The sequence below is a fragment of the Solimonas sp. K1W22B-7 genome (genome assembly GCF_003428335.1).
GTDB lineage: Bacteria > Pseudomonadota > Gammaproteobacteria > Nevskiales > Nevskiaceae > Solimonas_A.
In genome coordinates this window covers 1,449,279-1,473,322 of sequence record NZ_CP031704.1, presented here as the reverse complement: position 1 = coordinate 1,473,322, position 24,044 = coordinate 1,449,279, and the positions used below count along the sequence as shown (strand labels likewise).

Here is a 24,044-nt window from a genome sequence, read left to right as displayed (position 1 = left end):
CCACGTGACCTTGCCCGCCACCCTCGCCGCCACCACGACCGTCGCCACCACCTGCCCCTACTGCGGCGTGGGCTGCGGCGTGAAGGCCAGCGTCCGCCAGGACGGCCAGATCGACGTCGTCGGCGATGACGCCCACGGCTCCAACTACGGCCGCCTCTGCGTCAAGGGCTCGGCCCTGGGCGAGACCGTGGACCTGCACGGCCGCCTGCTCTACCCGAAGGTCGACGGCCAGCGCGCCAGCTGGGACACCGCGCTGGACCGCGTCGCCGGCGGCCTGCGCCGCATCATCGACCAGCACGGCCCCGACGCCGTGGCGCTGTACGTCTCCGGCCAGCTGCTGACCGAGGACTACTACGTCGCCAACAAGCTGATGAAGGGCTACGTCGGCACCGCCAACATCGACACCAACTCGCGGCTGTGCATGTCCTCGGCCGTGGCCGGGCACAAGCGCGCCTTCGGCGAGGACCTGGTGCCGGTCTGCTACGAGGACCTGGAACAGGCCGACCTGGTGGTGCTGGTGGGCTCCAACACCGCCTGGTGCCACCCGATCATCTTCCAGCGCATCGCCAAGGCCAAGGAAGCGCGGCCCGAGATGAAGCTGGTGGTGATCGACCCGCGCCGCACCGCCACCTGCGAGCTGGCCGACCTGCACCTGCCGGTCCGCGCCGGCACCGACGTCTGGCTGTTCAACGGACTGCTGTCCTTCCTGCACCAGCATGGCGTGATGGACGCCGGCTTCGTCGACCAGCACACCAGCGACGTCGCCCGCACCCTGGCGATCGCCGACAACACCGCCGGCGACGTGCGCTCGGTGGCGCGGGCCTGCAAGATCGCCGAGCACGACCTGCTGGAGTTCTACCGCATGTTCGCGCGCACCGAGAAGGTCATCACCGCCTTCTCGCAGGGCGTCAACCAGTCCTCGGCCGGCACCGACAAGGTCAACAGCATCATCAACTGCCACCTGCTGACCGGCCGCATCGGCAAGCCCGGCATGGGACCGTTCTCGATCACCGGCCAGCCCAACGCCATGGGCGGCCGCGAGGTCGGCGGCCTGGCCAACATGCTGGCCTCGCACATGGACCTGGGCAACCCCAGGCACCGCGACACCGTGCAGGAGTTCTGGGACTCGCCGCGCATCGCCGACAAGCCGGGCCTCAAGGCCGTGGACCTGTTCAAGGCGATCGAGGACGGCAAGATCAAGGCGGTGTGGATCATGGCGACCAACCCGGTCGTCAGCCTGCCGGACGCCGACCAGGTCAAGCGCGCACTCGCCAAGTGCGAGCTGGTGATCAGCTCCGACATCATCGACAAGACCGACACCAACAGCTTTGCCCACGTGCTGCTGCCGGCACTGGGCTGGGGCGAGAAGGACGGCACCGTCACCAACTCCGAGCGCCGCATCTCGCGCCAGCGCAAGTTCCTGGCCGCGCCGGGCGAAGCCCGCGCCGACTGGGACATCGTCTGCGACGTCGCCCGCCGCATGGGCTACGAAGGCTTCGACTTCGACGGCGCGCACGCGGTGTTCGACGAGCACGCGCGCCTGTCGGCCTTCCGCAACGACGGCCAGCGCTGCTTCGACCTCAGCGGCCTGGTGGGCCTGGGCGCAGCCGGCTTCGACGCGATGCAGCCGGTGCAGTGGCCTGTTCTTCGCTCCCCTCTCCCGCCTGCGGGAGAGGGGCTGGGGGAGAGGGTTTCTGTGAATGTTGGAAGGGCTGACTCTGAGAGTTTTACAGACACCCTCTCCCCTACCCCTCTCCCGCAAGCGGGAGAGGGGACGAAAAGATTGTTCGAGGACCAGCGCTACTTCCACCTCGACGGCAAGGCGCATTTCGTGCCGACGCCGGTACGCGCGCCGGCCAACGCGATCAGCGAGGAGTACCCGCTGGTGCTCAACACCGGCCGCGTGCGCGACCAGTGGCACACCATGACCCGCACCGGCAAGTCGCCGAAGCTGGCCGACCACGTGCCGGAGCCCTTCGTCGACATGCACCCGCAGGACGCCCTGATCAGCGGCGTGCGCGTCGGCGAACTGGCCCGCGTCTCCACCCGCTGGGGCTCGCTGGTGGCGCGCGTGCAGCATGGCGGCGGCATCCCGCGCGGCAACATCTTCGTGCCGATCCACTGGAATTCGCAGTTTGCCTCCGACGCCCGCGTCGGCAGCCTGGTGAACCCGGTGGTGGACCCGATCTCGGGCGAGCCGGAGTTCAAGCACACCCCGGTGCGCGTCGACGAGTTCCGCGTGCTGTGGCACGGCTTCGTGCTGTCGCGCCAGGAACTGCAGATGGAGAACACCACCTGGTGGACGCGCATCCAGGGCCGCCAGTTCCTGCGCTACGAGATCGCCGGCCGCGACAAGGCCATGGACCGCAGCGCCTGGGCGCGCAGCCTGTTCGGCGCCGACGATCCTGAAGCCGACTGGATCGAGTACGAGGACCGCACCGCCGGCGTCTACCGCGCCGCCCTGGTGGTGAACGACCGCATCGAATGCTGCGTGTTCATCTCGCCGCGCCCCGACCTGCCCTCGCGCGCCTGGCTGGCCAGCCTGTTCGTCAAGGATGAGCTGGAAGAGATCGACCGCGTCGGCCTGCTGGTGGGCGAGCCGGTCGAGAAGGGCGCCGACACCGGCCCGACGGTCTGCTCCTGCTTCGGCGTGGGCCGCAACACGATCTGCGCGGCGATCCGCGACAAGGGCCTGAAGACCACCGCCGAGATCACCGGTTGCCTGAAGGCGGGCGGCAACTGCGGTTCCTGCGTGCCGGAGCTGAAGAAGCTGCTGGCGGAAGTGCGGGCGACGGAAACGGCCTAGGCTGGAGTTGCAGGAGCCAGCAAGCTGGCTCCTGCACGAAGGGCGTCAGTGAATGAACTCCAGCTTCTTACTGTGCCAGCCGATCCACCAGCGCCTGCGTCAGCGGCTTCATGTAGAAGCTGTCCGCCGGCACCACTTGGGTCTCGATGCCCTTGGCGGTCAGCAGGTCGGCCACCACCGGCCCCACCGAGGCCACCACGATGCGGCGCAGGCCGGCCAGCAAGGCTTCATGCCGACCGGCACTGTCGGCCACGCGGAACAACCGCTCCACCTGCTGCATGCTGGTGAAGGCGATGGCATCCAGCCCGCCCTGCTCCATCTGGTCGATCAGACCCAGCACCTCGGCGTCGGCCGCGGCGTCGGCGTAGACATAGGGCGCCACCGGCAGGGTCTTGGCACCGGCCACGCGCAGATGCTCCATCAGCGGCAGGTTGGGCTCGGCACCGTAGAGCTGCACGCCGACCCGGCGCCCCTCCAGGTTCAGCCCGCGCAGCAGGTCGATGACCCCGCGGGTGGTGGCCGGCTCGGCGGTCATCTCGGGCTTGAGGCCCAGTTCGCGCAGCACCCGCGCCGGCTTGGGGCCACGGGCGATCTTGCGGACCTGGCCCAGGCGGGCAACGAAAGGCTCGCGCAGGGCCGGCTCATGGCGCTCGATGGCCGCCAGCAGGCGCCGCAGGCCCTCGCCGGTGAACAGGATCAGGTCGTCGCAGGCCCCGGCATTGAACCCCCGGATCCAGGCCAGCACCGGCGCCGGGTCCGGGGCATCGAGGATGTCGATCAGCGGGCAACGCAGCACGCTGGCGCCGCGACGCTCCATGAGCCCCGCGAAAACATCCAGCTCGCGCGATTCCGGAATCGCGATTCGGCGGCCTTGGAGATTGACTTCATTCATGTTTTTGACGATTGGGTTCGGGTAGTACGGCATCCCGGCCGGGGGTCTGTTGACGCTATGAACGTCGCTGCGATGCCCCCAGATTTGCGGCCAGGCAAGGCGCGAGGAGGAAGCTTATCGGGAATAAGTAACCGACGAGCAACGCAGCATGGCCGCAAATCCGGGGGCACCCGGAGGGCGGGACCGTTTTGGCGCAGGGCGTCATCCCGAGTCGCTGATGTACGTCCAGTACATGGCGCGCCTCGGAATTTAGCCCTGCGCCAAAACGGTCTCCGTCGCAGCGACGTTCATAGTGTCAACAGACCCCTCAGGTATAGGATGCTGCGGTGAGCCAGCATGTGCACAGTGTAGCGGCCCGCCCGCTGAACGTGACCGCCGCGATCCTCGCCGGCGGCCGCGGCGAGCGGCTGGGCGGCGCCGACAAGGGCCTGCTGCACCTGCGCGGCAAGCCTCTCTTCCAGCGCGTGGAAGCAGCCTTGGCCACGCAGGCGGGTGGTATCCTGATCGTCGCCAACCGCCATCTCGCCGAATACGCCGATTCAGGACTCACCGTGGTTTCAGATCCCTGGCCCGATTTCCGTGGCCCCCTCGCCGGCATGCTGGCGGCGCTGGAAGCAAGCCGGACCGACTGGCTGCTGACGGCGCCCTGCGACGCCGCGCGGCTGCCGGGGGACTTGCTGGCGCGGCTGAGCCGGGCGATCGAGGACAGCGCCGCACCCGCCGCCTATGCCGTCGCCGACGGCGACGCCCAGTACGTCTGCTGCCTGCTGCACCGCGACCTCGCCGCCCCGCTGCGCACCGCGCTGGACGCCGGCGAGCGCGCGCCGAAACGCTGGCTGGCCGACATCGGCGCCGTCACCGCCGACTTCACTGACGCCGATCCCACCCCGGTCTGGAGCGTCAACACGCCCGCCGAGCTGGAAGCCGCCGAGCATTACCTGGAGGCCTGCCATGGCTGACGGCAGCCGCCGCCCCGGACTGGTGGACCAGCATGGGCGCATCAAGCACAAGCTGCGGCTGTCGCTGACCGACCGCTGCAATTTCCGCTGCCGCTACTGCATGCCCGAGCAGCCGCAGTGGATTCCCAAGCAGCAGTTCCTCAAGCGCGCCGAACTGCTCGCCCTGGTGACCGAGTTCGTCCACCTGGGCATCCGCAACATCCGCCTCACCGGCGGCGAGCCGCTGCTGCGCCCCGACCTGGCCGGGATCGTCGCCGACCTGAACACGCTGCGTCCGCTGGGCCTGGAGCGCATCTCCATGACCACCAACGGCTCGCGCCTGGCCGAGGCCCTGCCCGGGCTGCGCCGCGCCGGCCTGGACGACCTCAACATCAGCCTCGACAGCGTCGACGCACAGCGCTTCCGCAACATGACCGGGGCCGAGCTGGCGCCGGTGATGGCCGGCATCGACGCCGCCGTCGCCCTGGGCGTGCCGTTCAAGCTCAACACCGTGCTGGTGCGCGGCCACAACGAGCAGGATATCCTGCCGCTGACCGACTGGGCGCTGAGGGGCGGCATGCCGCTGCGCTTCATCGAGTACATGCCGCTGGACGCCCCCGGCCGCTGGCAGGCTGACGCCGTGGTCAGTGAACAGGAACTGCTGGACACCCTGCGCACGCGCTACCAGGTGGAACGGCTGCCGCGCAGCGAGGACCCGGCGACGCTGTACACGCTGGACGGCGACTACCGCGTCGGCGTCATCTCCACCATCAGCAATCCCTTCTGCTCCAGCTGCGACCGCCTGCGCCTGACCGTGCGCGGCGAGCTCTATACCTGCCTGTTCGCACGGCAGGGCACCGACCTGGCCGGCCCGATGCGCAGCGGCCAGCCGATGAGCGACGTCGTGCAGCAGATCGCCCGCGCCGTCTGGAACAAGGAAGCCGGCTACGCCGCCCACCGTACCCCGGTGGAACGGCCGATCACGATGCACACGCTGGGAGGCTAGCTTGCAGATCACCTTCGAATTCTGGGGCGCCCTGCGGCGCGCCGCCGGCGGTGACGAGCGCACGCTGGCGCTGCCCGCCGGCGCGCTGAGCGTCGCCGACGCCCTGGACGCCCTGGCCAACGCCATCCCGGCACTGGGCGAGCACCTGGACAACACCGCCGTGGCGCAGGCCGACCGGCTGCTGTTGCGTACGGAGGCCCTGGAAGACGGGATGCGGCTGGCGTTGCTGCCGCCAGTGGCGGGCGGATAGCCAACCCGCTCCCCTCGCCCGCTTGCGGGAGAGGGGGTTTTTGCTTACTGGAGAGTGACTTAATGTCACTCTCCAGCCTGGCAAAACCCGGGGAGAGGGTTTCTGTGAAGCTCAGAACTTATGCAAAGGACCTTCGTGCACACCAGACCGAAGCCGAACAACGTCTTTGGTACCACCTCAGGGCCAACCGCTTCTTCGGCATCAAGTTCAAACGCCAGGTCCCCCAAGGCCCCTACATCGCCGATTTCATCAGCCTGGAGCATCGGCTTGTGATCGAACTGGACGGCGGCCAACACAACGACAACGAAGCCTACGATAACCAGCGCGACCAATGGTTCGTAGCAGAAGGATTTACTGTGCTACGGTTCTGGAATCATGAGGTTATGCAGCAAACGGAGGCTGTGCTTGAGCAAATCAGGCTAACGGCTGAAAGGGCTACAGAAACCCTCTCCCCTACCCCTCTCCCGCAAGCGGGAGAGGGGACTTGATGAGTTCTTCGATGTACCTCTACGAAACACCCCTCTCGCTCGACCCCATCCTCGGCATGACCGAGCACCGCGACTGCGGCGCCCTGTCGGTGTTCGCCGGCACCGTGCGCGATCACAACGAAGGCAAGCGCGTGCTGCGCCTGAAGTACACCGCCTTCGCGCCGCTGGCCGAAAAGCTGATGCGCGAGATCGAGCAGGAGACACTCGACAAGTTCGGCGTGCAGCACTGCCGCGTGATCCACCGCATCGGCATGCTGGAGATCGGCGACGTGGCGATCTACTGCGCCGTGCGTGCGCCGCACCGCGGCGAAGGCTTTGCGGCCTGCAAGTACGCCGTGGACGCGGTCAAGCACCGCGTACCGATCTGGAAGGAGGAATTCTTCGAGGACGGCAGCAGCGCCTTCAACCAGGGCTGCTGCATCCGCCCCGACCTGCCCCATGAACACAACCACGACCATGCCCACGAGCATGGCGATCACAAGCACTCCCACGTATGAAAGACGTTTCCCTGAAACCGGACTCCCTGCGCACGGCGTCCGCCACCGCGACGCTGCGCGCGCCGCAGCACTGCATCGAGCGCCTGCGCACGGGCGACACCGAGAAAGGTGATCCGGTCAAGACGGCGCGCATCGCCGGCATCCTCGCCGCCAAGCGCACCGACGAACTGATCCCGCTGTGCCATCCGCTGCCGATCTACCGCGCCGACCTGCGTTTCGAACTCGGCGAGGGCCAGGTCGAGGTGATCAGCGAGGTCGAGACCATCGCGCCCACCGGCGTGGAGATGGAAGCCCTGACCGCCGCCAGCATCGCCGTGCTGACGCTCTACGACATGCTCAAGCCCTACTGCGAGCCCGAAGAGCTGGAGATGACCTCCTGCAAGCTGCTGCAGAAGAAGGGCGGCAAGTCGCAGTTCCGCCGCAAGCTGCGCGTGCCCACCAGCGCCGCCGTGATCGTGCTGTCCGACACCGTCTCGGCCAGGCGCAAACCCGACACCGCCGGCGCCGGCGTGCGCGACGATCTCATCGCGGCCGGCTTCGATCCGCTGAGCTACGAAATCCTGCCCGACGAGCCCGACCAGCTGCTGGCCAGCGTCAAGGCCAAGGTCAATGCCGGCATCGACCTGGTGATCACCGTCGGCGGCACCGGCATGGGCTCGCGCGACATCACCGTGGACACGCTCAAGCCGCTGATCACGCGCGAGCTGCCGGGCATGATGGAAGCCGCCCGCGCCTTCGGCCAGCGCCGCACGCCCTTCGCGCTGATGTCGCGCGGCGTTGCCGGCTTCATCGGCAACACCCTGCTGATCACCTGTCCCGGCTCGCGCCGCGGCGCACTGGAAACCCTGGCGCCGCTGCTGCCGGGCCTGGTGCACATCTTCGAGATCTGCCGCCACGACAGGCCGCATCCCGGCGGCTACACCATGGACATCCGCTGATGGCGCATGACTGCGGCGACAGCGGCGGCCACAGGAAGCTGCTGCCGCTGCAGGGCGCGCTGGATGCCTACGCCGAGCGCATCCGGCCGCTGGCGGCCGAACGCGGCCCGGTACACGAGTGCCTGGGCCGCGTGCTCGCCGAGCCGGCCGCCTCGTCGGTGGACCTGCCGCTGTTCACGCAAGGCGCGGTGGACGGCTATGCCCTGCGCAGCACCGACGCGACGCAGCCGCTGCGCGTCACCGGCGAGATCGCCGCGGGCGATGCCGGCGGCCTGAGCGTCGGCCCCGGCGAGGCCCTGCGCATCTTCACCGGCGGCGCCCTGCCCGCCGGCGCCGATACCGTGGCGCGCCAGGAGATCGTGCAGCGCGACGGCGACACGATCCGCCTGACCGAATCGCTGGGCGCCGGCGTGGACACCCGCTACCGCGGCGAGGAAATCCGCGAAGGCGACCCCATCTCCCCCGCGGGCCGGCGCCTGCACTCGGGCCTGCTCGCGGCGCTGGCCATGGCCGGCGTGCAGCAGGTAAGCACGCGCCCGCGCCCGCGCGTGGCCGTGCTGGTCACCGGCAACGAAGTGGCCCAGCCCGGCCAGGCCCTGGCCCCCGGGCAGATCCACGACGCCAACGGCCCGCTATGCCACGGCTGGCTGGCCGAGCGCGGCTATCCGCTGGCGCTGCTGCGCTACGTGCCCGATTCGCTCGATGCGGTCACCGCCGCCCTGCAGGACGCCGCCGCCTGCGCCGACCTGGTGATCACCAGCGGCGGTGTGTCCGTAGGCGACCACGACCACCTGCCGGCCGCCGCCCAGGCCGCCGGCTTCGAACGCGTGTTCTGGAAGGTGGCGCAGAAGCCCGGCAAGCCGATCTGGTACGGCATGCGCGACAACCAACCCCTGCTGGCCCTGCCCGGCAACCCCGGCGCGGTGCTGATCGGCCTGCACGTGCACGTGATCCGCGCACTGCAGTTGCTGGAGGGTGCCGACGAGCCGGCACCGCTATGGCGCGAGGGCGCCCTGGCGGTGGATTTCAAGGCCGACCGCCAGCGCGACAGCCTGCTGCGCGTCACCGTGGGCCAGGACGAGTCCGGCCGCGTGGTGCTGGGGCGGCTGGGCAAGCAGGACTCGCACATGCTCAGCAACCTGGCGCGCGCCGATGCGCTGGCCTGGCTGCCGGCGAGCGAAGGGCCGCTGCTGGCGGGGACGCGGGTGCGCTGGATTTCCCTGGGCTCCGCCTGAATGGACGAATACCTGGAGCCGACGCCAGCAGGGCGTCGCCTGGGCATAGTGCTCATCGGCGCATTGATCGTACTTGGCGCCATCCTGAAATTCTGGGCGGAACCCGCGCTGTTCGGTCACATCAGCTCGCTGCCGCTTTGCCAGCAGATGCGCTGGTACCGCGACCTGCTGCAGTGGTTGGGCCTGGCGCTGGCGCTGCTTTCGATCTGGCCGATTCTCACCTTGGTCCGCGTGATCGCTATCGGCCAGGCTCCGCCCCCCGGAACCTGGGTGCTGCACCGCACCCGCATCCGGCGCGGCTGGACTGCCCGCGCGGGGTCGGCCGGCGCGCTGCTGCTTCTGGCGCTTGTCGTCTGTTGGGGTTATGACGGCTGGCAGATCGTGCAGGACATGCTCGACACCGCCCTGACCAAATGTGCCGCCAAAGCCAGCTGAATACCTCTGCCGCTCGGCCCTACGCGGTTTTTCGGAGCGCCGATCAGAGCCGGAACAGCTCGATTCCCTCGTGCGCGGCCATGTCGTGCACCGGCATCATGGAAAGCTTCGGGGCCGCCAGCTTCCTTTCCATGAACACCGGCAGCACATGGCGCTCGAAATGCCGCACTGCGGCTTCCTCGGACTCCCACACATCCACCACGTGGACGACGCCGGCCTGATCGAACGCGGCGCAATGGAAGATCGCGCCCTCGGGCCGCTGCGCTTCCCAGGCGATGTCGCCGAGCAGCTTCTGGTACAGCTCCTTGTCTATCTGGGCGCTGGCAATCACCAGTACGGCCATGCTGGTTTCTCTCTCGGTACGGGGGGTCTGCGCCAAGGATAGAGCAGTGGCCGCCGAGCTCAAAAAATCTTCGCGAACTAATTCCCGAGATGCCCGAGGGAATTGCCGAAGACCGAGCCATTGACGCTCTTGTACTGCCCGTTCTTGCGCGCGTACGACGCCAGGAACTCCATCTGGTCGGCCAGGATCCTGCGGTTCTGCAGGATCAGGTACTCGGCCAGGTTCGGCGTGTAGGGCACCGCCAGCAGTTTCATGCCGGCTTCCTCGGGGGTGCGGTCGTCCTTGCGCTGGTTGCAGTGGCGGCAGGCCGTCACGCAATTCTCCCAGGCCGAGGCACCGCCGCGCGAGGCCGGCATGACGTGGTCGCGGGTCAGGTGGGAAGCGCCGAACAGCTTGCCGCAGTACAGGCAGAGGTTACGGTCGCGCTGGAACAGGGTGCGGTTGGTCAGCAGCGGCACGCCCTTCTCGAAACGGCGCGACTTGTCAGCGACGGCGATGATCGAGCCGATCTCCATGCTGGAGCGCAGGCCGGTGGCCGCGCAGATGCCGCCATGGATCGTGAAGCGCTCTTCCCCGGCCTCCCATCGCACGCGGTCGCGGGCGTAGAGGGTGACGGCAGTCTGCCAGCGGACCCATGAAACCGGGAGCCCGCCGACATCCAGCTTGAGGATGGCGGGGATCGTCTCCACGAAAGCACCTGTTTGACGCCCTTCCCTTGCACCAGGAAAGAGCATCTGGATTCAGCGCATTGGATACCAACATTGTTAAAGCAATTTGAACAGTAGCCCCTAAGCGCCGCAGGTGCAAGGGAAACCCCGCCGGCGGGCGCGCTAATTGCTTGACGTGAAGGGGTTTAGCCCCGAATGTAGCGCGCATCTGCGGCGCCCCGTTGGCGCCCGGTTTTCCCATTTCCTGGAGTCGCTTCATGAAATCGCAAAGCGCCGCGGTCGTCTTCTCCCTGTGTGCCCTGGTTCTGGCCGCCTGCGGCAAGGGCAAGGAGCAGGCTGCCCCTGCAGCCGCACCCTCCGCCGCCCCTGCCCCGGCCGCCGCGCCGGCGTCCAAGGACCTCAACGTCTACAACTACTCGGACTACATCGCCGAGGACGTGATCCCGGGCTTCGAGCAGAAGACCGGCGTGAAGGTGACCTACGACGTCTACGACAGCGACGAGGTGGTGGAGGCCAAGCTGCTGGCCGGCTCCACCGGCTACGACATCGTCGTGCCGACGCTGAACTTCTTCGGCCGCCAGATCCAGGCCGGTGTGTTCCTGCAGCTGGACAAGTCCAAGATCCCCAATCTGGCCAACCTCAATCCCGAGTGGATGCAGCGCATCGCGCAGCAGGACCCGGGCAACAAGTTCGGCGTGCCCTACATGAGCGGCACCACCGGCATCGGCTACAACATCGACAAGGTCAAGAAGGCCTTCGGCACCACCGACGTGGTCAACAGCTGGGACCTGGTGTTCAAGCCCGAGAACATCGCCAAGCTGAAGAGCTGCGGCGTGACGCTGCTCGACACGCCCTCCGACCTGATCCCCATCGCCCTGCACTACCTGGGAGAGAATCCCAACAGCACCGACCCGGCGGTGATCGACAAGGCCGCGGTGCTGCTCAAGAGCATCCGCCCCTACATCCAGAACTTCCATTCCTCGCAGCTGGTGGGCGCGCTGGCCAACGGCAACACCTGCCTGGTCGTGGCCTGGTCGGGCGACGTGATCCAGGCGCGTGACCGCGCCGAGGAAGCCAAGAACGGCGTGCATATCGGCTACTCCATCCCCAAGGAAGGCGCGCCGCAGTGGTTCGACATGCTGGCCATCCCCAAGGACGCCAAGAACATCGACAACGCCTACGCCTTCATCAACCACCTGCTCGATCCCAAGGTGGCGGCGTCCAACACCAACTACATCCACTACGCCAACCCGGTGCCGTCGTCGGTACCGCTGGTGAGCGAAGAGATCCGCAACGATCCCACCATCTACCCGCCGGCCGAGGTCGCCGCCAAGCTGTTCAGCTACTCGGTGGTGCCGCCCGAGGTGGATCGCCAGTACACGCGCATCTGGACCGAACTCAAGACCGGCAAGTAACCATGGGAGCGCCCGCGCCGGACAAGGACACCGCCGCCAAGGCCGGCTACCTGCGCATCGAGACCGTCCGCAAGGAATTCGACGGCTTCGTCGCGCTGGAGGACGTCAGTCTCAGCATCAACCGCGGCGAGATTTTCGCCCTGCTGGGCGGCTCCGGCAGCGGCAAGTCCACGCTGCTGCGCTGCCTCGCCGGCTTCGAGAAGCCCAGCGCCGGTCACATCCTGCTCGACGGCCAGGCCCTGGGCGAAACCCCGCCCTACGAGCGGCCGATCAACATGATGTTCCAGTCCTATGCGCTGTTCCCGCACATGACGGTGGAGCAGAACATCGCCTTCGGCCTCAAGCAGGACAAGCTGCCCAAGGACGCCATCCGCCGCCGCGTCGAGGAGATGCTGGACATGGTCAAGCTGGAGAAGCTGGCCAAGCGCAAGCCGCACCAGCTCTCCGGCGGCCAGCAGCAGCGCGTGGCGCTGGCGCGCTCGCTGGCCAAGGGGCCGAAACTGCTGTTGCTGGACGAGCCCATGGGCGCGCTCGACAAGCAGCTGCGCACCCACATGCAGCTGGAACTGGTGGAGATCATCGAGACCTCGGGCGTCACCTGCGTCATGGTCACCCACGATCAGGAAGAGGCCATGACCATGGCCACGCGCATCGCGCTGATGGAGAACGGCCGCATCCGCCAGGTCGGCACGCCCGACGAAATCTACGAGCAGCCCACCAGCCGCTTCGCCGCCAGCTTCATCGGCTCGGTGAACCTGATCGAGGGCGTGGTGAAAGACGACGAGTCCGACCACGTCACCATCCGCACGCCGGCCTTCGACGCCCTGATCCACGTCGGCCACGGCATCTCCGGCTTCGAGGGCCAGGAAGTGGCCTTCGCCCTGCGCCCGGAGAAGCTGCGCATCCGCAAGGAAGAGCCCGACCAGCCGCACAACAAGGCACTCGGCGTGATCGAGGACATCGCCTACTTCGGCAGCCACTCGGTCTACCACGTGCGCCTGCCGGGCGGTTACAAGTTCATGGCCAACTTCACCAACCGCCATCGCTGGGACAGCGACAACCTCACCTGGAACGACCCGGTCTGGGTTTCCTGGGGCGCCGAAGACGGCGTGGTGCTGAGCTCGTGAACGAGGTACTGCAGGCGCTGCGCCGCGGACTGCCGCAGCCGCGCTGGGCGGTGATCGCCGCGCCCTACCTGTGGCTGACGCTGTTCTTCGCGATCCCCTTCCTGATCGTGCTGAAGATTTCGTTCACGCGCATGGCCATCGCCATGCCGCCGTACACGTCGGTGCTGGAATACGTCGACGACGCGCTGACCATGCGCCTCAACCTGGCCAACTACATCAAGCTGGTCACCGACTCGCAGTACGCCGTGGCCTACCTCAGCTCGGTAAAGATCGCCGCGATCTCCACCCTGCTGTGCCTGCTGATCGGCTACCCCATGGCCTACATCATCGCGCGCATGAGCCCCACCGCGCGCAACATCGCACTGATGCTGGTGGTGCTGCCGTCCTGGACCTCCTTCCTGATCCGCGTCTACGCCTGGATCGGCATCCTCGACGGCAACGGCATCCTCAACCGCATCCTGATGGGCCTGGGCGTCATCGGCGAGCCGCTGCAGATCCTCTACACCCCGGCCGCGGCCTACATCGGCATCGTCTACTGCTACCTGCCGTTCATGATCCTGCCGCTGTACGCCACCCTGGTGAAGCTCGACAACCGCCTGCTGGAAGCCGCCTATGATCTCGGCGCCCGTCCCTGGCAGGCGTTCTGGCGCATCACCTGGCCGCTGTCGCGCCCCGGTGTGATCGCCGGCTGCATGCTGGTGATGATCCCCGCCATCGGCGAATTCGTGATCCCGGAAATGCTCGGCGGCCCCGACACGCTCATGATCGGCCGCGTGCTGTGGAGCGAGTTCTTCAACAACCGCGACTGGCCCGCCGCCTCGGCCGTGGCCATCGTGCTGCTGCTGTTGCTGCTGGTGCCGATCGTGATCTTCAACCGCCAGCAGCAGCGCGAGCTGGAGGCGAAGCAGGCATGAACCCCACCCGCGGCCAACGCGTGGCAAGCGGCTCGGTCCTGGCCCTGGGCTTCGCCTTCCTGTACCTGCCCATCGTGCTGCTGATGGTCTACTCCTTCAACGAGTCGCGCCTGGCCACGGTCTGGTCCGGCTTCTCCACGAAGTGGTACGGCGAACTGTTCCGCGACCGCCAGATCCTCGGCGCCGCCTGGGTCAGCCTCAAGATCGCCTTCTGGACCGCCAGCGCCTCCACCGTGCTCGGCACCATGGCCGCGCTGGTGATGACGCGCTTCCACCGCTTCCCCGGCAAGACCCTCTTCGGCGCGCTCATCACCGCCCCGCTGGTGATGCCCGAGGTGATCCTGGGCCTGTCGATCCTGCTGATGCTGGTGTCGGTGGGTGCCATGTTCGGCATCGCCTCCAAGGGCGTGATCGCCATCTGGATCGCCCACGTCACCCTGACTCTGTCCTTCGTCACCGTGGTGGTGTCCTCGCGCCTGCAGGAGATGGACCGCTCCCTGGAAGAAGCCGCAATGGACCTGGGCGCCAACCGCCTCAAGGTGTTCTTCCTGATCACCCTGCCGATCATCGCGCCCTCACTGGTATCCGGCTGGCTGCTGGCCTTCACCCTGTCGCTGGACGACGTGGTGATCGCCAGCTTCCTCGCCGGCCCCGACTCCACCACCCTGCCGATCAAGGTCTTCTCGTCCGTGCGCCTGGGGCTGAGCCCCAAGATCAACGCGCTGGCGACGCTGATGATCCTGATCGTGTCGCTGGGGGTGGTGGCGGGGTGGTGGGTGACGACGAGGCGGGAAAAGGACGGCAAGCCAGCTTAGTTTCGAAGAACCGTCATACCGGCGAAAGCCGGTAGGTGGATTCACATTTGAAATGCAACACTTTGGCGAAGACCTCGGCAGGGGTTTTGAAGCCGAGGCACTTGCGTGGCGTGTGATTGTAGATCTGAGCGATCTGCAAGAGTTGGTCTGGTGAGAGGTCTTCGACGTTGGTTCCCCGGGGTAGCCAGCGGCGCAAACGCCCGTTGGCATTCTCGACGCCACCCTTCTGCCAGGGGGAATGCGGATCGCAGAAATAGGTCTGCAAGCCCAGGGGCTGATGCAGGGTGTAGTGCAAGGCGAATTCGGTGCCGTTGTCGAAGGTGATGCTGCGGCGCAGGGCTGGGGGCAGTGGGGCCAGCAAGGCCTGGAGGGTTTGCGCCACCGGCGCAGCGGCCTTGCTGGGCTGGCGGACGATGGCGGTCAGCCGGGACGTTCGCTCATGCAGGGTCAGGATGGCTTGGCCATAGCGCGCAAAGAGCATCAGGTCGGCTTCCCAGTGTCCCGCCTGGCGCCGGTCAGCCGCAGCCTTGGGGCGCTTTTCGATCGAAACCCGCTGCTGGATGTGCTCTGCCGGGCTGCCGCCCTTGCGGCCACGGAAGCCGCGCTTGCTCTTGGCACGGGGCAGATAGAGACGCCAGGAAAAGTCGTTGGTCCGGGCGATCTGGGCGGCAATGAAGCGATAGATGCTCTCGTAGCTGATCTGCAGATCCTGCTGAGCCAGCCGCCGCGATACCTGCTCGGGAGACCAGCCTCGGCGCAATCCCTCCAGAACCCTGGCTTGCAGCTCGGCATCACGCAGAAGCCGGCTACCTTGCCAGCGGCGCGCCCGAGCTTGCTCGCCGGCATAGACGCTCTGGTAGCCCGTCGCGCCAGTGTTGCGCTTCAGTTCCCGAGAAATGCTCGATGGCGCGCGATCCAGAGCTGCCGCAATTTGCCGGATCGACTCCCCGGCTTGGCGCCGACGGGAAATCTCACACCGTTCCTCGATTCCAAACTGCTCAAAGCTCTTGCGTCCCATTGCAGCACCCTCGTAATAGGGTGTTGCATTTGGTTTGTGAACTCACGGTATCCAGTCCCGGTCAGGAGTAGCCGACAGATTGGGCTGATTGAAGGAGAATCCCATGCCCAAGCTTGCACCCATCACCCCCGGCGAGATTCTCCTGGAAGAGTTCCTCAAGCCGATGGAAATCAGTGTGCCCGCCCAGCGCATCGGCGAAATCATCGCCGGCCGCCGCACCATCACCGCCGACACCGACCTGCGCCTGCGCCGTTTCTTCGGGCTATCGGATGGCTACTGGCTGCGCGGCCAGAGCCGCTACGACACTGAGATAGCGAAGGACGCCATGGCCAAGACTCTGGCCAAGATCAAGCCCTGGGCGGGGAACAAGGCGGCGTAGCGCAGTGCGCCATCGCATTGCCGCGTGGGCAAACATGAAGACGTTTCCCCCCCTACGTCACTACGACCATTTAATCAAAAATGCAGGGCCCCCTCTCGGGAACAAATCCAAACATCACAGGAGATATCTCTTCCCAGTGGCCGCCCCAACCCAGGCGCGGCGAGAAAAGAAGGAAATGCTCCGGCAGTTCATCGACAGGGCACAACCTGAGCCCAAAGCGCGATGGTTTTTTGGACTGATTATCGAATACGGACCTGAACGGCTGCAGTTCCTGCTCGCTGTGCCCCGCCCCCGCGCGACCGCTCTCCACTGCTTTAATTTCCAATGAAATAAAAGCATCCACTGTCATCACCTCGAAAGTTCCGTCCAGTTCCAACGACGTTCGTGGCGGCACCCGTATCACCGGAGAGAAGTAGCGGGCCTTCGGTGAATAAGCAGGAGACAGAATGCTCAGGCTGCATCCGCCCGGCAGATCAAATGAGGTCATGGCTATTTCCGCTTTTAGCGTCGCAGAAAAGAGCTCCTGTCGCTTCGCACGGTCCCGTAAAAGAAGTTGCTTTTCGATATCGAAATTCATGGATATCCGACAGAGTCAAACTAGTGCAGCAGGGCGGGAAAGCGTAGCGCATCCCGCCTTCCGCGACCGCCATATAATCACGCTTGACGTTATTAACGCGTCACGTCATTATATGCCATGATCAGGTCGTTCAAATGCGCTGACACGGAAAGGCTGTTCAACCGTCACCGCGTGCGCCAGTTCGTCAACTTCGAATCCGTGGCCCGGCGCAAGCTGGAACAGTTGCACCAATCGGAAAAACTGGATGACCTGAGGGTACCACCGGGCAACCGGCTGGAAGCCTTGAGAGGCAACCGCAACGGACAGCACAGCATCCGCATCAACGACCAGTTCCGCGTGTGCTTCCGCTGGAACGACGGCGCTGCCGAAGACGTTGAGATCGTGGACTATCATTGAAGGAGGATTCCATGCCCAAGCTTGCACCTATCACCCCCGGCGAAATTCTCCTGGAAGAGTTCCTCAAGCCGATGGAAATCAGCCAGTACCGTCTGGCCAAGGAAATCGGCGTACCCGCCCAGCGCATTGGCGAAATCATCGCCGGCCGCCGCGCCATCACCGCCGATACCGATCTGCGCCTGTGCCGTTTCTTCGGGCTATCGGATGGCTACTGGCTGCGCGGCCAGAGCCGCTACGACACCGAGGTGGCCAAGGACGCCATGGCCAAGACCTTGGCCAAGATCAAGCCTTGGGCGGGGAACAAGGCGGCGTAGCGTAGCGCCCCGACGTATGCCGCGTGGGCAAACTTGAAGACGTTTGCCCACCCTCGTCACCATACGCAGGTTCCGGTTCCGCGTGTTACCAGGACGGATACCCGTGGCTTTCCACGTACTGGGTCGCATTCACGAAAGGCGCGCAGATCTTGCGTGCATTGGGACTGGGGGTTCGCGGAGCGCCGTCCAAGCCGCTGCTCGTGACCACGCCCGGCGCGTCGTGAGGCTCTTCCGCAAGGCAGACCTGGCGTGGCGGGCGCTCGTTGCCTTCCACCCAGGGCACGTAGGTGTGACCCGCCTTGAGCGTCAATTGCACAGGGTAGAAGTACTGCGTCCAGCTCGAAGTCGTGCTGGTGACGCCCGGAACACCGCTCACCACCTGCCCCCAATGAGCGAGCACGGTCATGACATGGAAGCCGGGGTCCATCTCCAGCGCCGTATTGACGAATACGACATTCTTGACCGGCTGATGGTCCAGGTACTTGATGTCCAGGTCGCCCCAGGACAGGTAGACCCGCGCGACCTGGTCGGGTGTCCGGTCACCGGAGTAGAGCTTTCGCGTGGAACAGGCGCTCAGCAGCACCAGGGACAGCACCAGCAGCAGCCTCAGCATCAAAACCTCCTCAGGAAAGTCGCGTCTCGAAGCGACGCGTGACTATTGCCCACGTCCGTCCCGGACCGCAATCTGACAACCGAGTCGGGTTGCGTCCAAGCGCAAGAGTCCCGATCTACGCAATCCCCTCCCGACGCAGCATCCTGTACGCCATCAGCGACATGGGCAGCAGCACCGCACCGACGATCAGCCAGCCCCAGGGATTGGGCAGTTCGTCGCCGGCATACATCACCCGCTGGGGGTTGTGCTTGAGGTAAGTGACGGGGATCTTCTCGCCGTCGATGAGCCGCTGCGCAATGTCACCCCCGAGCCGCTTCTGCGGAACGAAGACTTCGCCGTCCGTCCCCCGGTACTTCACATCCTGCGGAATCACGTCAAACCCGCCGGTCGGCAAGCGGCTCTTTCGCGTCGAGGGCACCGCCAGCTCCATCTGCGCCTGCCGGCCGTCGAACCGGAACTGCAGGTGCTCATAGAGCGCCATGCCGCCGCTCAGGAGCGACACCAGGCTCCCCACGAACAGCATCGCAACGAATGTGATCTTATCCATGCAAGCCTTTCTCTCTATGGGTTCCCGCCGCGGGGCACCCCCAGGCCAGGTCATGACCGGGCCCCATCCTGTCTCGGCGACGTCAGCACCGACTATTGCCAATCCCCCGCCCGCGTCGCAACCTGCCGACCGAGTCAGGTTGTCACCAAGCCCTTGAACCCGGCGGCAAAGCCACCAGATTCAGGGCATTACCTTCGACACCGAGTGCCCCCCGCCATGCGCATGGACAAACTGACCAGCCGCTTCCAGCAAGCCCTTGCCGACGCCCAGTCCCTGGCCGTGGGCCGGGACAACCCGCATATCGACCCGGCGCACCTGCTGACGGCCCTGCTGAACCAGGACGGCGGCTCCACCCTGCCCCTGCTGCAGCGCGGCGGCGTCAATGCCGACCTGCTGCGCAGCAAGCTGTCACGGGCCATCGACCAGCTGCCCAAGCTGGGCCAGGCCACCGGCGAGGTGAGCGTGGGGCAGGACCTGTCGCGCCTGCTCAACCTGACCGACAAGCTGGCGCAGCAGCGCAAGGACCAGTTCATCTCCAGCGAGCTGTTCGTGCTGGCGGCGGTGGACGACAAGGGCGCCACCGGTGAGGCGCTGCGCGCCGCCGGCGCGCGCAAGGAATTGCTGGAGAAGGCCATCGACCAGGTGCGCGGCGGCCAGAAGGTGGACTCGGAGAACGCCGAGGACAACCGCCAGGCCCTGCAGAAGTACACCATCGACCTCACCGCCCGCGCCCAGGCCGGCAAGCTCGACCCGGTGATCGGCCGCGACGAGGAAATCCGCCGCGTGATCCAGGTCCTGAGCCGCCGCACCAAGAACAACCCCGCCCTGATCGGCGAACCCGGCGTGGGCAAAACCGCCATCGTCGAAGGTCTGGCCCAGCGCATCGTCAACGGCGAGGTGCCGGAGTCGCTCAAGAACAAGCGCGTGCTGACGCTGGACCTGGGCGCGCTGATCGCCGGCGCCAAGTTCCGCGGGGAATTCGAGGAGCGCCTGAAGAGCGTGCTCAACGAGCTGGCCAAGGACCAGGGCAGCGTCATCCTGTTCATCGACGAAATCCACACCCTGGTCGGCGCCGGCAAGGCCGACGGCGCGATGGACGCCGGCAACATGCTCAAGCCCGCGCTGGCGCGCGGCGAGCTGCACTGCGTGGGCGCCACCACCCTGGACGAGTACCGCAAGTACATCGAGAAGGACGCGGCGCTGGAGCGCCGCTTCCAGAAGGTGCTGGTGGGCGAGCCCAGCGTGGAAGACACCATCGCGATCCTGCGCGGCCTCAAGGAACGCTACGAGGTGCACCACGGCGTGGACATCACCGACGGCGCGCTGATCGCGGCGGCCAGGCTGTCGCACCGCTACATCACCGACCGCAACCTGCCGGACAAGGCCATCGACCTGATGGACGAGGCCGCCTCGCGCATCCGCATCGAGATCGACTCCAAGCCGGAGGCACTGGACCGCCTGTACCGCCGCCTGATCCAGCTCAAGATCGAGCGCGAGGCGCTGAAGAAGGAAAACGACGAAGGCGCGCGCCGCTCGCTGGCCGAGCTGGAGAAGTCCATCGCCGGCCTGGAGCGCGAATACTCCGACCTGGAAGAGAAGTGGAAGGCGGAGAAGGCCTCCGTCGCCGGCTCGGCCGGCGTCAAGGAGGAGCTGGAGCGCGCGCGCCTGGAGCTGGAAGCCGCGCGCCGCGCCGGCGACCTGTCGCGCATGGCGGAGCTGCAGTACGGCCGCATCCCGGAGCTGGAACGCCGCGCCGCCGAGGCCGCGGCCGTGCCCGAGGGTGCGCCGAAGAAGTTCGAGTTGCTGCGCAATTCCGTGACCGAGGACGAGATCGCCGAGATCGTCGGCCGCTGGACCGGCATCCCGGTGTCCAAGCTGCTGGAAGGCGAGCGCGAAAAGCTGCTGCGCATGGAAGACGAATTGCACAAGCGCGTGGTGTCGCAGGACGAGGCCATCGCCGCCGTGTCCAACGCCATCCGCCGCTCGCGCGCCGGCCTGTCCGACCCCAACCGGCCGATCGGCTCCTTCCTGTTCCTGGGCCCCACGGGCGTGGGCAAGACCGAGTTGTGCAAGGCCCTGGCGAGCTTCCTGTTCGACACCGAGGAAGCGATGGTGCGCGTCGACATGTCCGAGTTCATGGAGCGGCATTCCGTGTCGCGCCTGATCGGCGCTCCGCCGGGCTATGTCGGCTACGACGAGGGCGGCTATCTCACCGAGGCCGTGCGGCGCCGTCCCTACTCCGTGATCCTGCTCGACGAGGTCGAGAAGGCGCATGCCGACGTGTTCAACGTGCTGCTGCAGGTGCTGGACGACGGCCGCCTGACCGACGGCCAGGGCCGCACCGTCGACTTCCGCAACACCGTGCTGGTGATGACCTCCAACCTCGGCTCGCAGCTGATCCAGGAAATGCTGAGCAAGGACGAGGAGTCACGTCCGCAGTACGACGCGATCAAGGAAGCGGTGATGGGCGTGGTCGGCAGCCACTTCCGGCCGGAATTCATCAACCGCATCGACGAGGCGGTGGTGTTCCACCCGCTGGGCTCCTCGCAGATCCGCGCCATCGCCCGGTTCCAGACCGCGCGCGTCACCCAGCGCCTGGCGGAGCGCGGCATCGGCCTGGAATTCAGCGACGCCGCACTGGACCTGCTGTCGCAGGCCGGCTACGACCCGATCTACGGCGCGCGCCCGCTGAAGCGCGCGATCCAGTCCCTGGTGGAGAACCCGCTGGCGCGGGAGATCCTGGACGGGCGGTTTGCGGCGGGGGATCGGGTGCTGGTGGATGCGGCGGAGGGGCGGCTGAGCTTCCAGCGCTGAAGCCTGCTGTCCCCTCTCCCGCCCCGCGGGAGAGGGTGGCCGATAGGTCGGGAGAGGGTTTCTGTGAATCCAGACTTGGGTAGTCCCTGCCCGATTTACAGAACCCCTCTCCCCCACCCCTCTCCCGCAAGCGGGAGAGGGGACTGAATTGATTGAATTTCATGCCAAATCCCGCCCCGGAGAACCCACTGCGGGATTTGCCGTTTCTGCACCATAGGCACCCCCGGGCAGGGCAGGCTACAATGCAAATCATTCTTATCTAGTCTTCACCAGCGCCCCATGACCCTGTCCGACCTGCCCCGCAACACCCCCGCCGTCGTGGTCGGGGTCCAGGACGTGGCCGCGGGCGACCCCATCGCCGTGCGCCTGCGGGAACTGGGTTTCGTCGCGGGCGAGCCGGTGCGGGTCACGGCCCAGGGGCCGGCCGGGCGCGAGCCGCTGCTGGTGCAGATCGGCTACACCCGCTTCGCCCTGCGCCGCGCCGAGGCCGCGCGCGTCACCGTGAAGCTGGCGGAGGCACAGGCATGAGCAGCGAAGCCGCCCTGCGCATCGCCCTGGTAGGCAACCCCAACTGCGGCAAGACCGCGCTGTTCAACCGCCTGACGGGCGCGCGGCAGAAGGTGGCGAATTACGCGGGCGTCACCGTCGAGCGCAAGGAAGGGCGCTTCCTCGCACCCTCCGGCCGCCATGTTCAGGTGCTGGACCTGCCGGGCGCCTACAGCCTGGCCGCCACCAGCCCCGACGAAGCGGTGACCCGCGACGTCTGCCTGGGCCGCTTCGAGGGCGAGGCCCGCCCGGACCTGCTGGTCTGCGTGGTCGACGCCACCAACCTGCGCCTGCACCTGCGCTTCGTGCTGGAGCTGCAGCGCCTGGGCCTGCCGATGGTGATGGCCCTGAACCTCTGCGACGCCGCCGAGCGCCGCGGCATCCGCATCGACGTGGCGAAGCTGCAGGCCGGCCTCGGCATTCCGGTGGTTCAAACCGTGGCGGTGCGTCGCGGCGGTGCCGCGGAGCTGCTCACGCAACTCGACGGCAAGCTGCCGCCGCTGTCGCCGCCGCTGCCCGAGGGCGCCGACCTGCACGCCGAAGTCAGCCGCCTGCTGTCCACGGCCGTGAGCGTGCCGCAGCGCACCGCACGCATCGACGACGCGCTCGACAACGTGCTGCTGCACCCGGTGTTCGGCCTGGCCATCCTGGCGGTGCTGATGTTCACCATCTTCCAGGCCGTGTTCTCCTGGGCCGCCCCGCTGATGGACGGCATCGACGCCGGCGCGGCCTGGCTCGGCGGTACGGCCGGCGAATTGATGCCCGAGGGCCTGCTCAAGAGCCTGCTGGTGGACGGCATCATCGCCGGCCTCGGCGGCGTCATCATTTTCCTGCCGCAGATCCTGATCCTGTTCCTGTTCATCCTGCTGCTGGAGGAATCCGGCTACCTGCCGCGCGCGGCCTTCCTGCTGGACCGCATGATGGTCGGTGCCGGCCTCACCGGCCGCAGCTTCATCCCGCTGCTGTCCAGCTTCGCCTGCGCGATCCCCGGCATCATGGCCGCGCGCACCATCCAGGACCCGCGCGACCGCCTCGCCACGATCCTGGTGGCGCCGCTGATGACCTGCTCGGCGCGCCTGCCGGTGTACGCGCTGCTGATCGCGGCCTTCATCCCCGCGCAGAACGTCGGCCCCTTCAACCTGCAGGGCCTGGTGCTGTTCGCGCTCTACGCCGCCGGCATCCTCAGCGCCCTGGTGGTGGCCTACGTGATGAAGTGGATGCGCCGCGACCACAGCGAGCATTCGCTGCTGCTGGAGCTGCCGAGCTACCGCCTGCCCAATCCCAGGGACGTGGCCATCGGCCTGTGGGAGCGCGCCAGCATCTTCCTCAAGCGCGTCGGCACCATCATCCTGGCGCTGACGGTGATCCTGTGGTTCCTGTCGAGCTTCCCGGCGCCGCCGGAAGGCGCCACCGGCGCCGCCATCGACTACAGCCTGGCCGGCCACATCGGCCGCTGGATGCAGCCGCTGTTCGCGCCCATCGGCTTCAACTGGCAGATCTGCATCGCGCTGATCCCCGGCCTGGCGGCGCGCGAGGTGGCGGTGAGCGCCCTGGGCACCGTCTACGCGCTCTCGGCCACCGTCGAAGATCCTTCCGCCACGCTGATGCCGATCATCGCCAGCCAGTGGAGCCTGGCCACGGCGCTGTCGCTGCTGGCCTGGTACGTCTACGCCCCGCAGTGCCTGGCCACGCTGGCCACGATCCGCCGCGAAGGCGGCGGCTGGCGCCCCGTGGCCATCGCGACGGTCTACCTGTTCGGCCTGGCCTACCTGGCCTCGTTCATCACCTACCAGATCACGCTTGCACTGACGACATGATCAGCGCCTACGCCCTGTTCGAGTTCGCGGTGATCGGCGGCGCCCTGCTGCTGAGCCTGTGGACCGCGCTGGGCAAGCTGGCGCCGGGCTGGCGCCGGAGCATGGTCGCGCGCCTGCGCGGCAAGCCGGTGCTGGTGGCGGCGCCCTCCGGCGGTTGCGGCAGCTGCAACAGCTGCGGCGACTGCGACAGCCCCAAGCCGGCCGCCAAGGCCGAGCAGCCGGTGCGCTTTCACCGCGGCTAGGGCCGCGTGAGATA

Annotated in this window: 27 protein-coding genes; 20 read left to right on the top strand and 7 right to left on the bottom strand. The window is 66.9% G+C overall.

The window, feature by feature from the left end:
* The first annotated feature begins 4 nt into the window (after positions 1 to 4).
* Positions 5 to 2,806, top strand: a complete 2,802-nt coding sequence (locus tag D0B54_RS06810) for a nitrate reductase (RefSeq protein WP_117290429.1) — start codon at positions 5 to 7, stop codon at positions 2,804 to 2,806.
* Between the two features lie 67 nt (positions 2,807 to 2,873).
* Here D0B54_RS06810 and D0B54_RS06805 read toward each other — a convergent pair whose 3' ends face one another.
* Positions 2,874 to 3,698, bottom strand: a complete 825-nt coding sequence (locus D0B54_RS06805) for a uroporphyrinogen-III synthase (protein ID WP_117290428.1) — start codon at positions 3,696 to 3,698, stop codon at positions 2,874 to 2,876.
* Positions 3,699 to 4,036: 338 nt separating this feature from the next.
* On the opposite strand from D0B54_RS06805, the gene mobA reads away from it, so the two are divergent.
* The 8 genes from mobA to D0B54_RS06765 all read left to right on the top strand — a co-directional run bounded on the left by mobA (position 4,037) and on the right by D0B54_RS06765 (position 9,485).
* Complete coding sequence (gene mobA, locus D0B54_RS06800; protein WP_162932260.1) at positions 4,037 to 4,657, top strand: molybdenum cofactor guanylyltransferase MobA; 621 nt, start codon at positions 4,037 to 4,039, stop codon at positions 4,655 to 4,657.
* A complete protein-coding gene (gene moaA / locus D0B54_RS06795) occupies positions 4,650 to 5,642 on the top strand; it encodes a GTP 3',8-cyclase MoaA (RefSeq protein ID WP_117290426.1) in 993 nt (330 codons plus the stop codon). The genes mobA and moaA overlap by 8 nt, the downstream gene beginning before the upstream one ends.
* A 1-nt stretch (position 5,643) precedes the next feature.
* Positions 5,644 to 5,892, top strand: coding sequence for a MoaD/ThiS family protein (locus D0B54_RS06790; RefSeq protein WP_117290425.1), 249 nt, complete (start codon positions 5,644 to 5,646; stop codon positions 5,890 to 5,892).
* 62 nt (positions 5,893 to 5,954) lie between these two features.
* Positions 5,955 to 6,380: an endonuclease domain-containing protein gene (locus D0B54_RS06785; RefSeq protein WP_117290424.1), complete on the top strand. Its 426-nt coding sequence runs from the start codon at positions 5,955 to 5,957 to the stop codon at positions 6,378 to 6,380.
* Positions 6,380 to 6,877, top strand: coding sequence for a molybdenum cofactor biosynthesis protein MoaE (locus tag D0B54_RS06780; protein ID WP_117290423.1), 498 nt, complete (start codon positions 6,380 to 6,382; stop codon positions 6,875 to 6,877). The genes D0B54_RS06785 and D0B54_RS06780 overlap by 1 nt, the downstream gene beginning before the upstream one ends.
* On the top strand, positions 6,874 to 7,815 hold the full coding sequence (gene moaCB, locus D0B54_RS06775) for a bifunctional molybdenum cofactor biosynthesis protein MoaC/MoaB (RefSeq protein ID WP_117290421.1): 942 nt from the start codon (positions 6,874 to 6,876) through the stop codon (positions 7,813 to 7,815). The genes D0B54_RS06780 and moaCB overlap by 4 nt, the downstream gene beginning before the upstream one ends.
* Positions 7,815 to 9,050: a molybdopterin molybdotransferase MoeA gene (locus tag D0B54_RS06770; protein WP_117290419.1), complete on the top strand. Its 1,236-nt coding sequence runs from the start codon at positions 7,815 to 7,817 to the stop codon at positions 9,048 to 9,050. The genes moaCB and D0B54_RS06770 overlap by 1 nt, the downstream gene beginning before the upstream one ends.
* Positions 9,051 to 9,485 (top strand): hypothetical protein, encoded by a 435-nt coding sequence (locus D0B54_RS06765; protein WP_117290417.1) that lies wholly within the window; start codon positions 9,051 to 9,053, stop codon positions 9,483 to 9,485.
* A 43-nt stretch (positions 9,486 to 9,528) separates the two neighbouring features.
* On the opposite strand, the gene D0B54_RS06760 is transcribed toward D0B54_RS06765, so the two are convergent.
* Positions 9,529 to 9,828, bottom strand: a complete 300-nt coding sequence (locus D0B54_RS06760; RefSeq protein ID WP_117290415.1) for a hypothetical protein — start codon at positions 9,826 to 9,828, stop codon at positions 9,529 to 9,531.
* 77 nt (positions 9,829 to 9,905) lie between these two features.
* A complete protein-coding gene (locus tag D0B54_RS06755; protein WP_205527292.1) occupies positions 9,906 to 10,562 on the bottom strand; it encodes an HNH endonuclease in 657 nt (218 codons plus the stop codon).
* A 191-nt stretch (positions 10,563 to 10,753) separates the two neighbouring features.
* Between D0B54_RS06755 and D0B54_RS06750 the strand changes: the two genes are divergently transcribed.
* The 4 genes from D0B54_RS06750 to D0B54_RS06735 are packed head-to-tail and all read left to right on the top strand — an operon-like array spanning position 10,754 to position 14,767.
* Positions 10,754 to 11,911: a polyamine ABC transporter substrate-binding protein gene (locus tag D0B54_RS06750; RefSeq protein ID WP_117290413.1), complete on the top strand. Its 1,158-nt coding sequence runs from the start codon at positions 10,754 to 10,756 to the stop codon at positions 11,909 to 11,911.
* Between the two features lie 2 nt (positions 11,912 to 11,913).
* Positions 11,914 to 13,038 (top strand): ABC transporter ATP-binding protein, encoded by a 1,125-nt coding sequence (locus D0B54_RS06745; RefSeq protein WP_117290411.1) that lies wholly within the window; start codon positions 11,914 to 11,916, stop codon positions 13,036 to 13,038.
* Positions 13,035 to 13,952 carry an ABC transporter permease subunit gene (locus tag D0B54_RS06740; RefSeq protein WP_117290410.1) on the top strand — a complete coding sequence of 306 codons (918 nt, stop codon included), beginning with the start codon at positions 13,035 to 13,037 and terminating at the stop codon, positions 13,950 to 13,952. Before D0B54_RS06745 ends, D0B54_RS06740 begins: the two co-directional genes overlap by 4 nt.
* Positions 13,949 to 14,767: an ABC transporter permease subunit gene (locus tag D0B54_RS06735; protein ID WP_117290407.1), complete on the top strand. Its 819-nt coding sequence runs from the start codon at positions 13,949 to 13,951 to the stop codon at positions 14,765 to 14,767. Before D0B54_RS06740 ends, D0B54_RS06735 begins: the two co-directional genes overlap by 4 nt.
* 13 nt (positions 14,768 to 14,780) lie before the next feature.
* On the opposite strand, the gene D0B54_RS06730 is transcribed toward D0B54_RS06735, so the two are convergent.
* On the bottom strand, positions 14,781 to 15,785 hold the full coding sequence (locus D0B54_RS06730; RefSeq protein WP_117289342.1) for an IS30 family transposase: 1,005 nt from the start codon (positions 15,783 to 15,785) through the stop codon (positions 14,781 to 14,783).
* A 103-nt stretch (positions 15,786 to 15,888) separates the two neighbouring features.
* Here D0B54_RS06730 and D0B54_RS06725 point away from each other — a divergent pair, with 103 nt between their 5' ends.
* Complete coding sequence (locus tag D0B54_RS06725; protein WP_117290405.1) at positions 15,889 to 16,164, top strand: HigA family addiction module antitoxin; 276 nt, start codon at positions 15,889 to 15,891, stop codon at positions 16,162 to 16,164.
* A gap of 70 nt (positions 16,165 to 16,234) precedes the next feature.
* Here D0B54_RS06725 and D0B54_RS24200 read toward each other — a convergent pair whose 3' ends face one another.
* Complete coding sequence (locus D0B54_RS24200; protein WP_162932259.1) at positions 16,235 to 16,741, bottom strand: hypothetical protein; 507 nt, start codon at positions 16,739 to 16,741, stop codon at positions 16,235 to 16,237.
* A gap of 117 nt (positions 16,742 to 16,858) precedes the next feature.
* On the opposite strand from D0B54_RS24200, the gene D0B54_RS06720 reads away from it, so the two are divergent.
* On the top strand, positions 16,859 to 17,137 hold the full coding sequence (locus D0B54_RS06720; protein WP_117290403.1) for a type II toxin-antitoxin system RelE/ParE family toxin: 279 nt from the start codon (positions 16,859 to 16,861) through the stop codon (positions 17,135 to 17,137).
* Between the two features lie 11 nt (positions 17,138 to 17,148).
* Positions 17,149 to 17,451 carry a HigA family addiction module antitoxin gene (locus tag D0B54_RS06715; protein ID WP_117290401.1) on the top strand — a complete coding sequence of 101 codons (303 nt, stop codon included), beginning with the start codon at positions 17,149 to 17,151 and terminating at the stop codon, positions 17,449 to 17,451.
* Positions 17,452 to 17,536: 85 nt separating this feature from the next.
* On the opposite strand, the gene D0B54_RS06710 is transcribed toward D0B54_RS06715, so the two are convergent.
* Both D0B54_RS06710 and D0B54_RS06705 read right to left on the bottom strand, forming a co-directional pair.
* The gene (locus D0B54_RS06710) at positions 17,537 to 18,064 is read right to left on the bottom strand and encodes a hypothetical protein (RefSeq protein WP_117290399.1); all 528 of its coding nucleotides are present in this window, start codon (positions 18,062 to 18,064) and stop codon (positions 17,537 to 17,539) included.
* A 115-nt stretch (positions 18,065 to 18,179) separates the two neighbouring features.
* A complete protein-coding gene (locus D0B54_RS06705) occupies positions 18,180 to 18,611 on the bottom strand; it encodes a hypothetical protein (protein ID WP_117290397.1) in 432 nt (143 codons plus the stop codon).
* A 216-nt stretch (positions 18,612 to 18,827) separates the two neighbouring features.
* On the opposite strand from D0B54_RS06705, the gene clpB reads away from it, so the two are divergent.
* From clpB to D0B54_RS06685, 4 genes are all read left to right on the top strand, one after another.
* Positions 18,828 to 21,425: an ATP-dependent chaperone ClpB gene (gene clpB, locus D0B54_RS06700; protein ID WP_117290395.1), complete on the top strand. Its 2,598-nt coding sequence runs from the start codon at positions 18,828 to 18,830 to the stop codon at positions 21,423 to 21,425.
* Between the two features lie 279 nt (positions 21,426 to 21,704).
* The gene (locus D0B54_RS06695) at positions 21,705 to 21,953 is read left to right on the top strand and encodes a FeoA family protein (RefSeq protein WP_117290393.1); all 249 of its coding nucleotides are present in this window, start codon (positions 21,705 to 21,707) and stop codon (positions 21,951 to 21,953) included.
* Complete coding sequence (gene feoB / locus D0B54_RS06690) at positions 21,950 to 23,788, top strand: ferrous iron transporter B (RefSeq protein ID WP_117290391.1); 1,839 nt, start codon at positions 21,950 to 21,952, stop codon at positions 23,786 to 23,788. The genes D0B54_RS06695 and feoB overlap by 4 nt, the downstream gene beginning before the upstream one ends.
* Entirely contained in the window at positions 23,785 to 24,030 is a 246-nt protein-coding gene (locus D0B54_RS06685; protein WP_117290389.1) for a hypothetical protein, read from the top strand. The genes feoB and D0B54_RS06685 overlap by 4 nt, the downstream gene beginning before the upstream one ends.
* Positions 24,031 to 24,044: the final 14 nt, after the last annotated feature.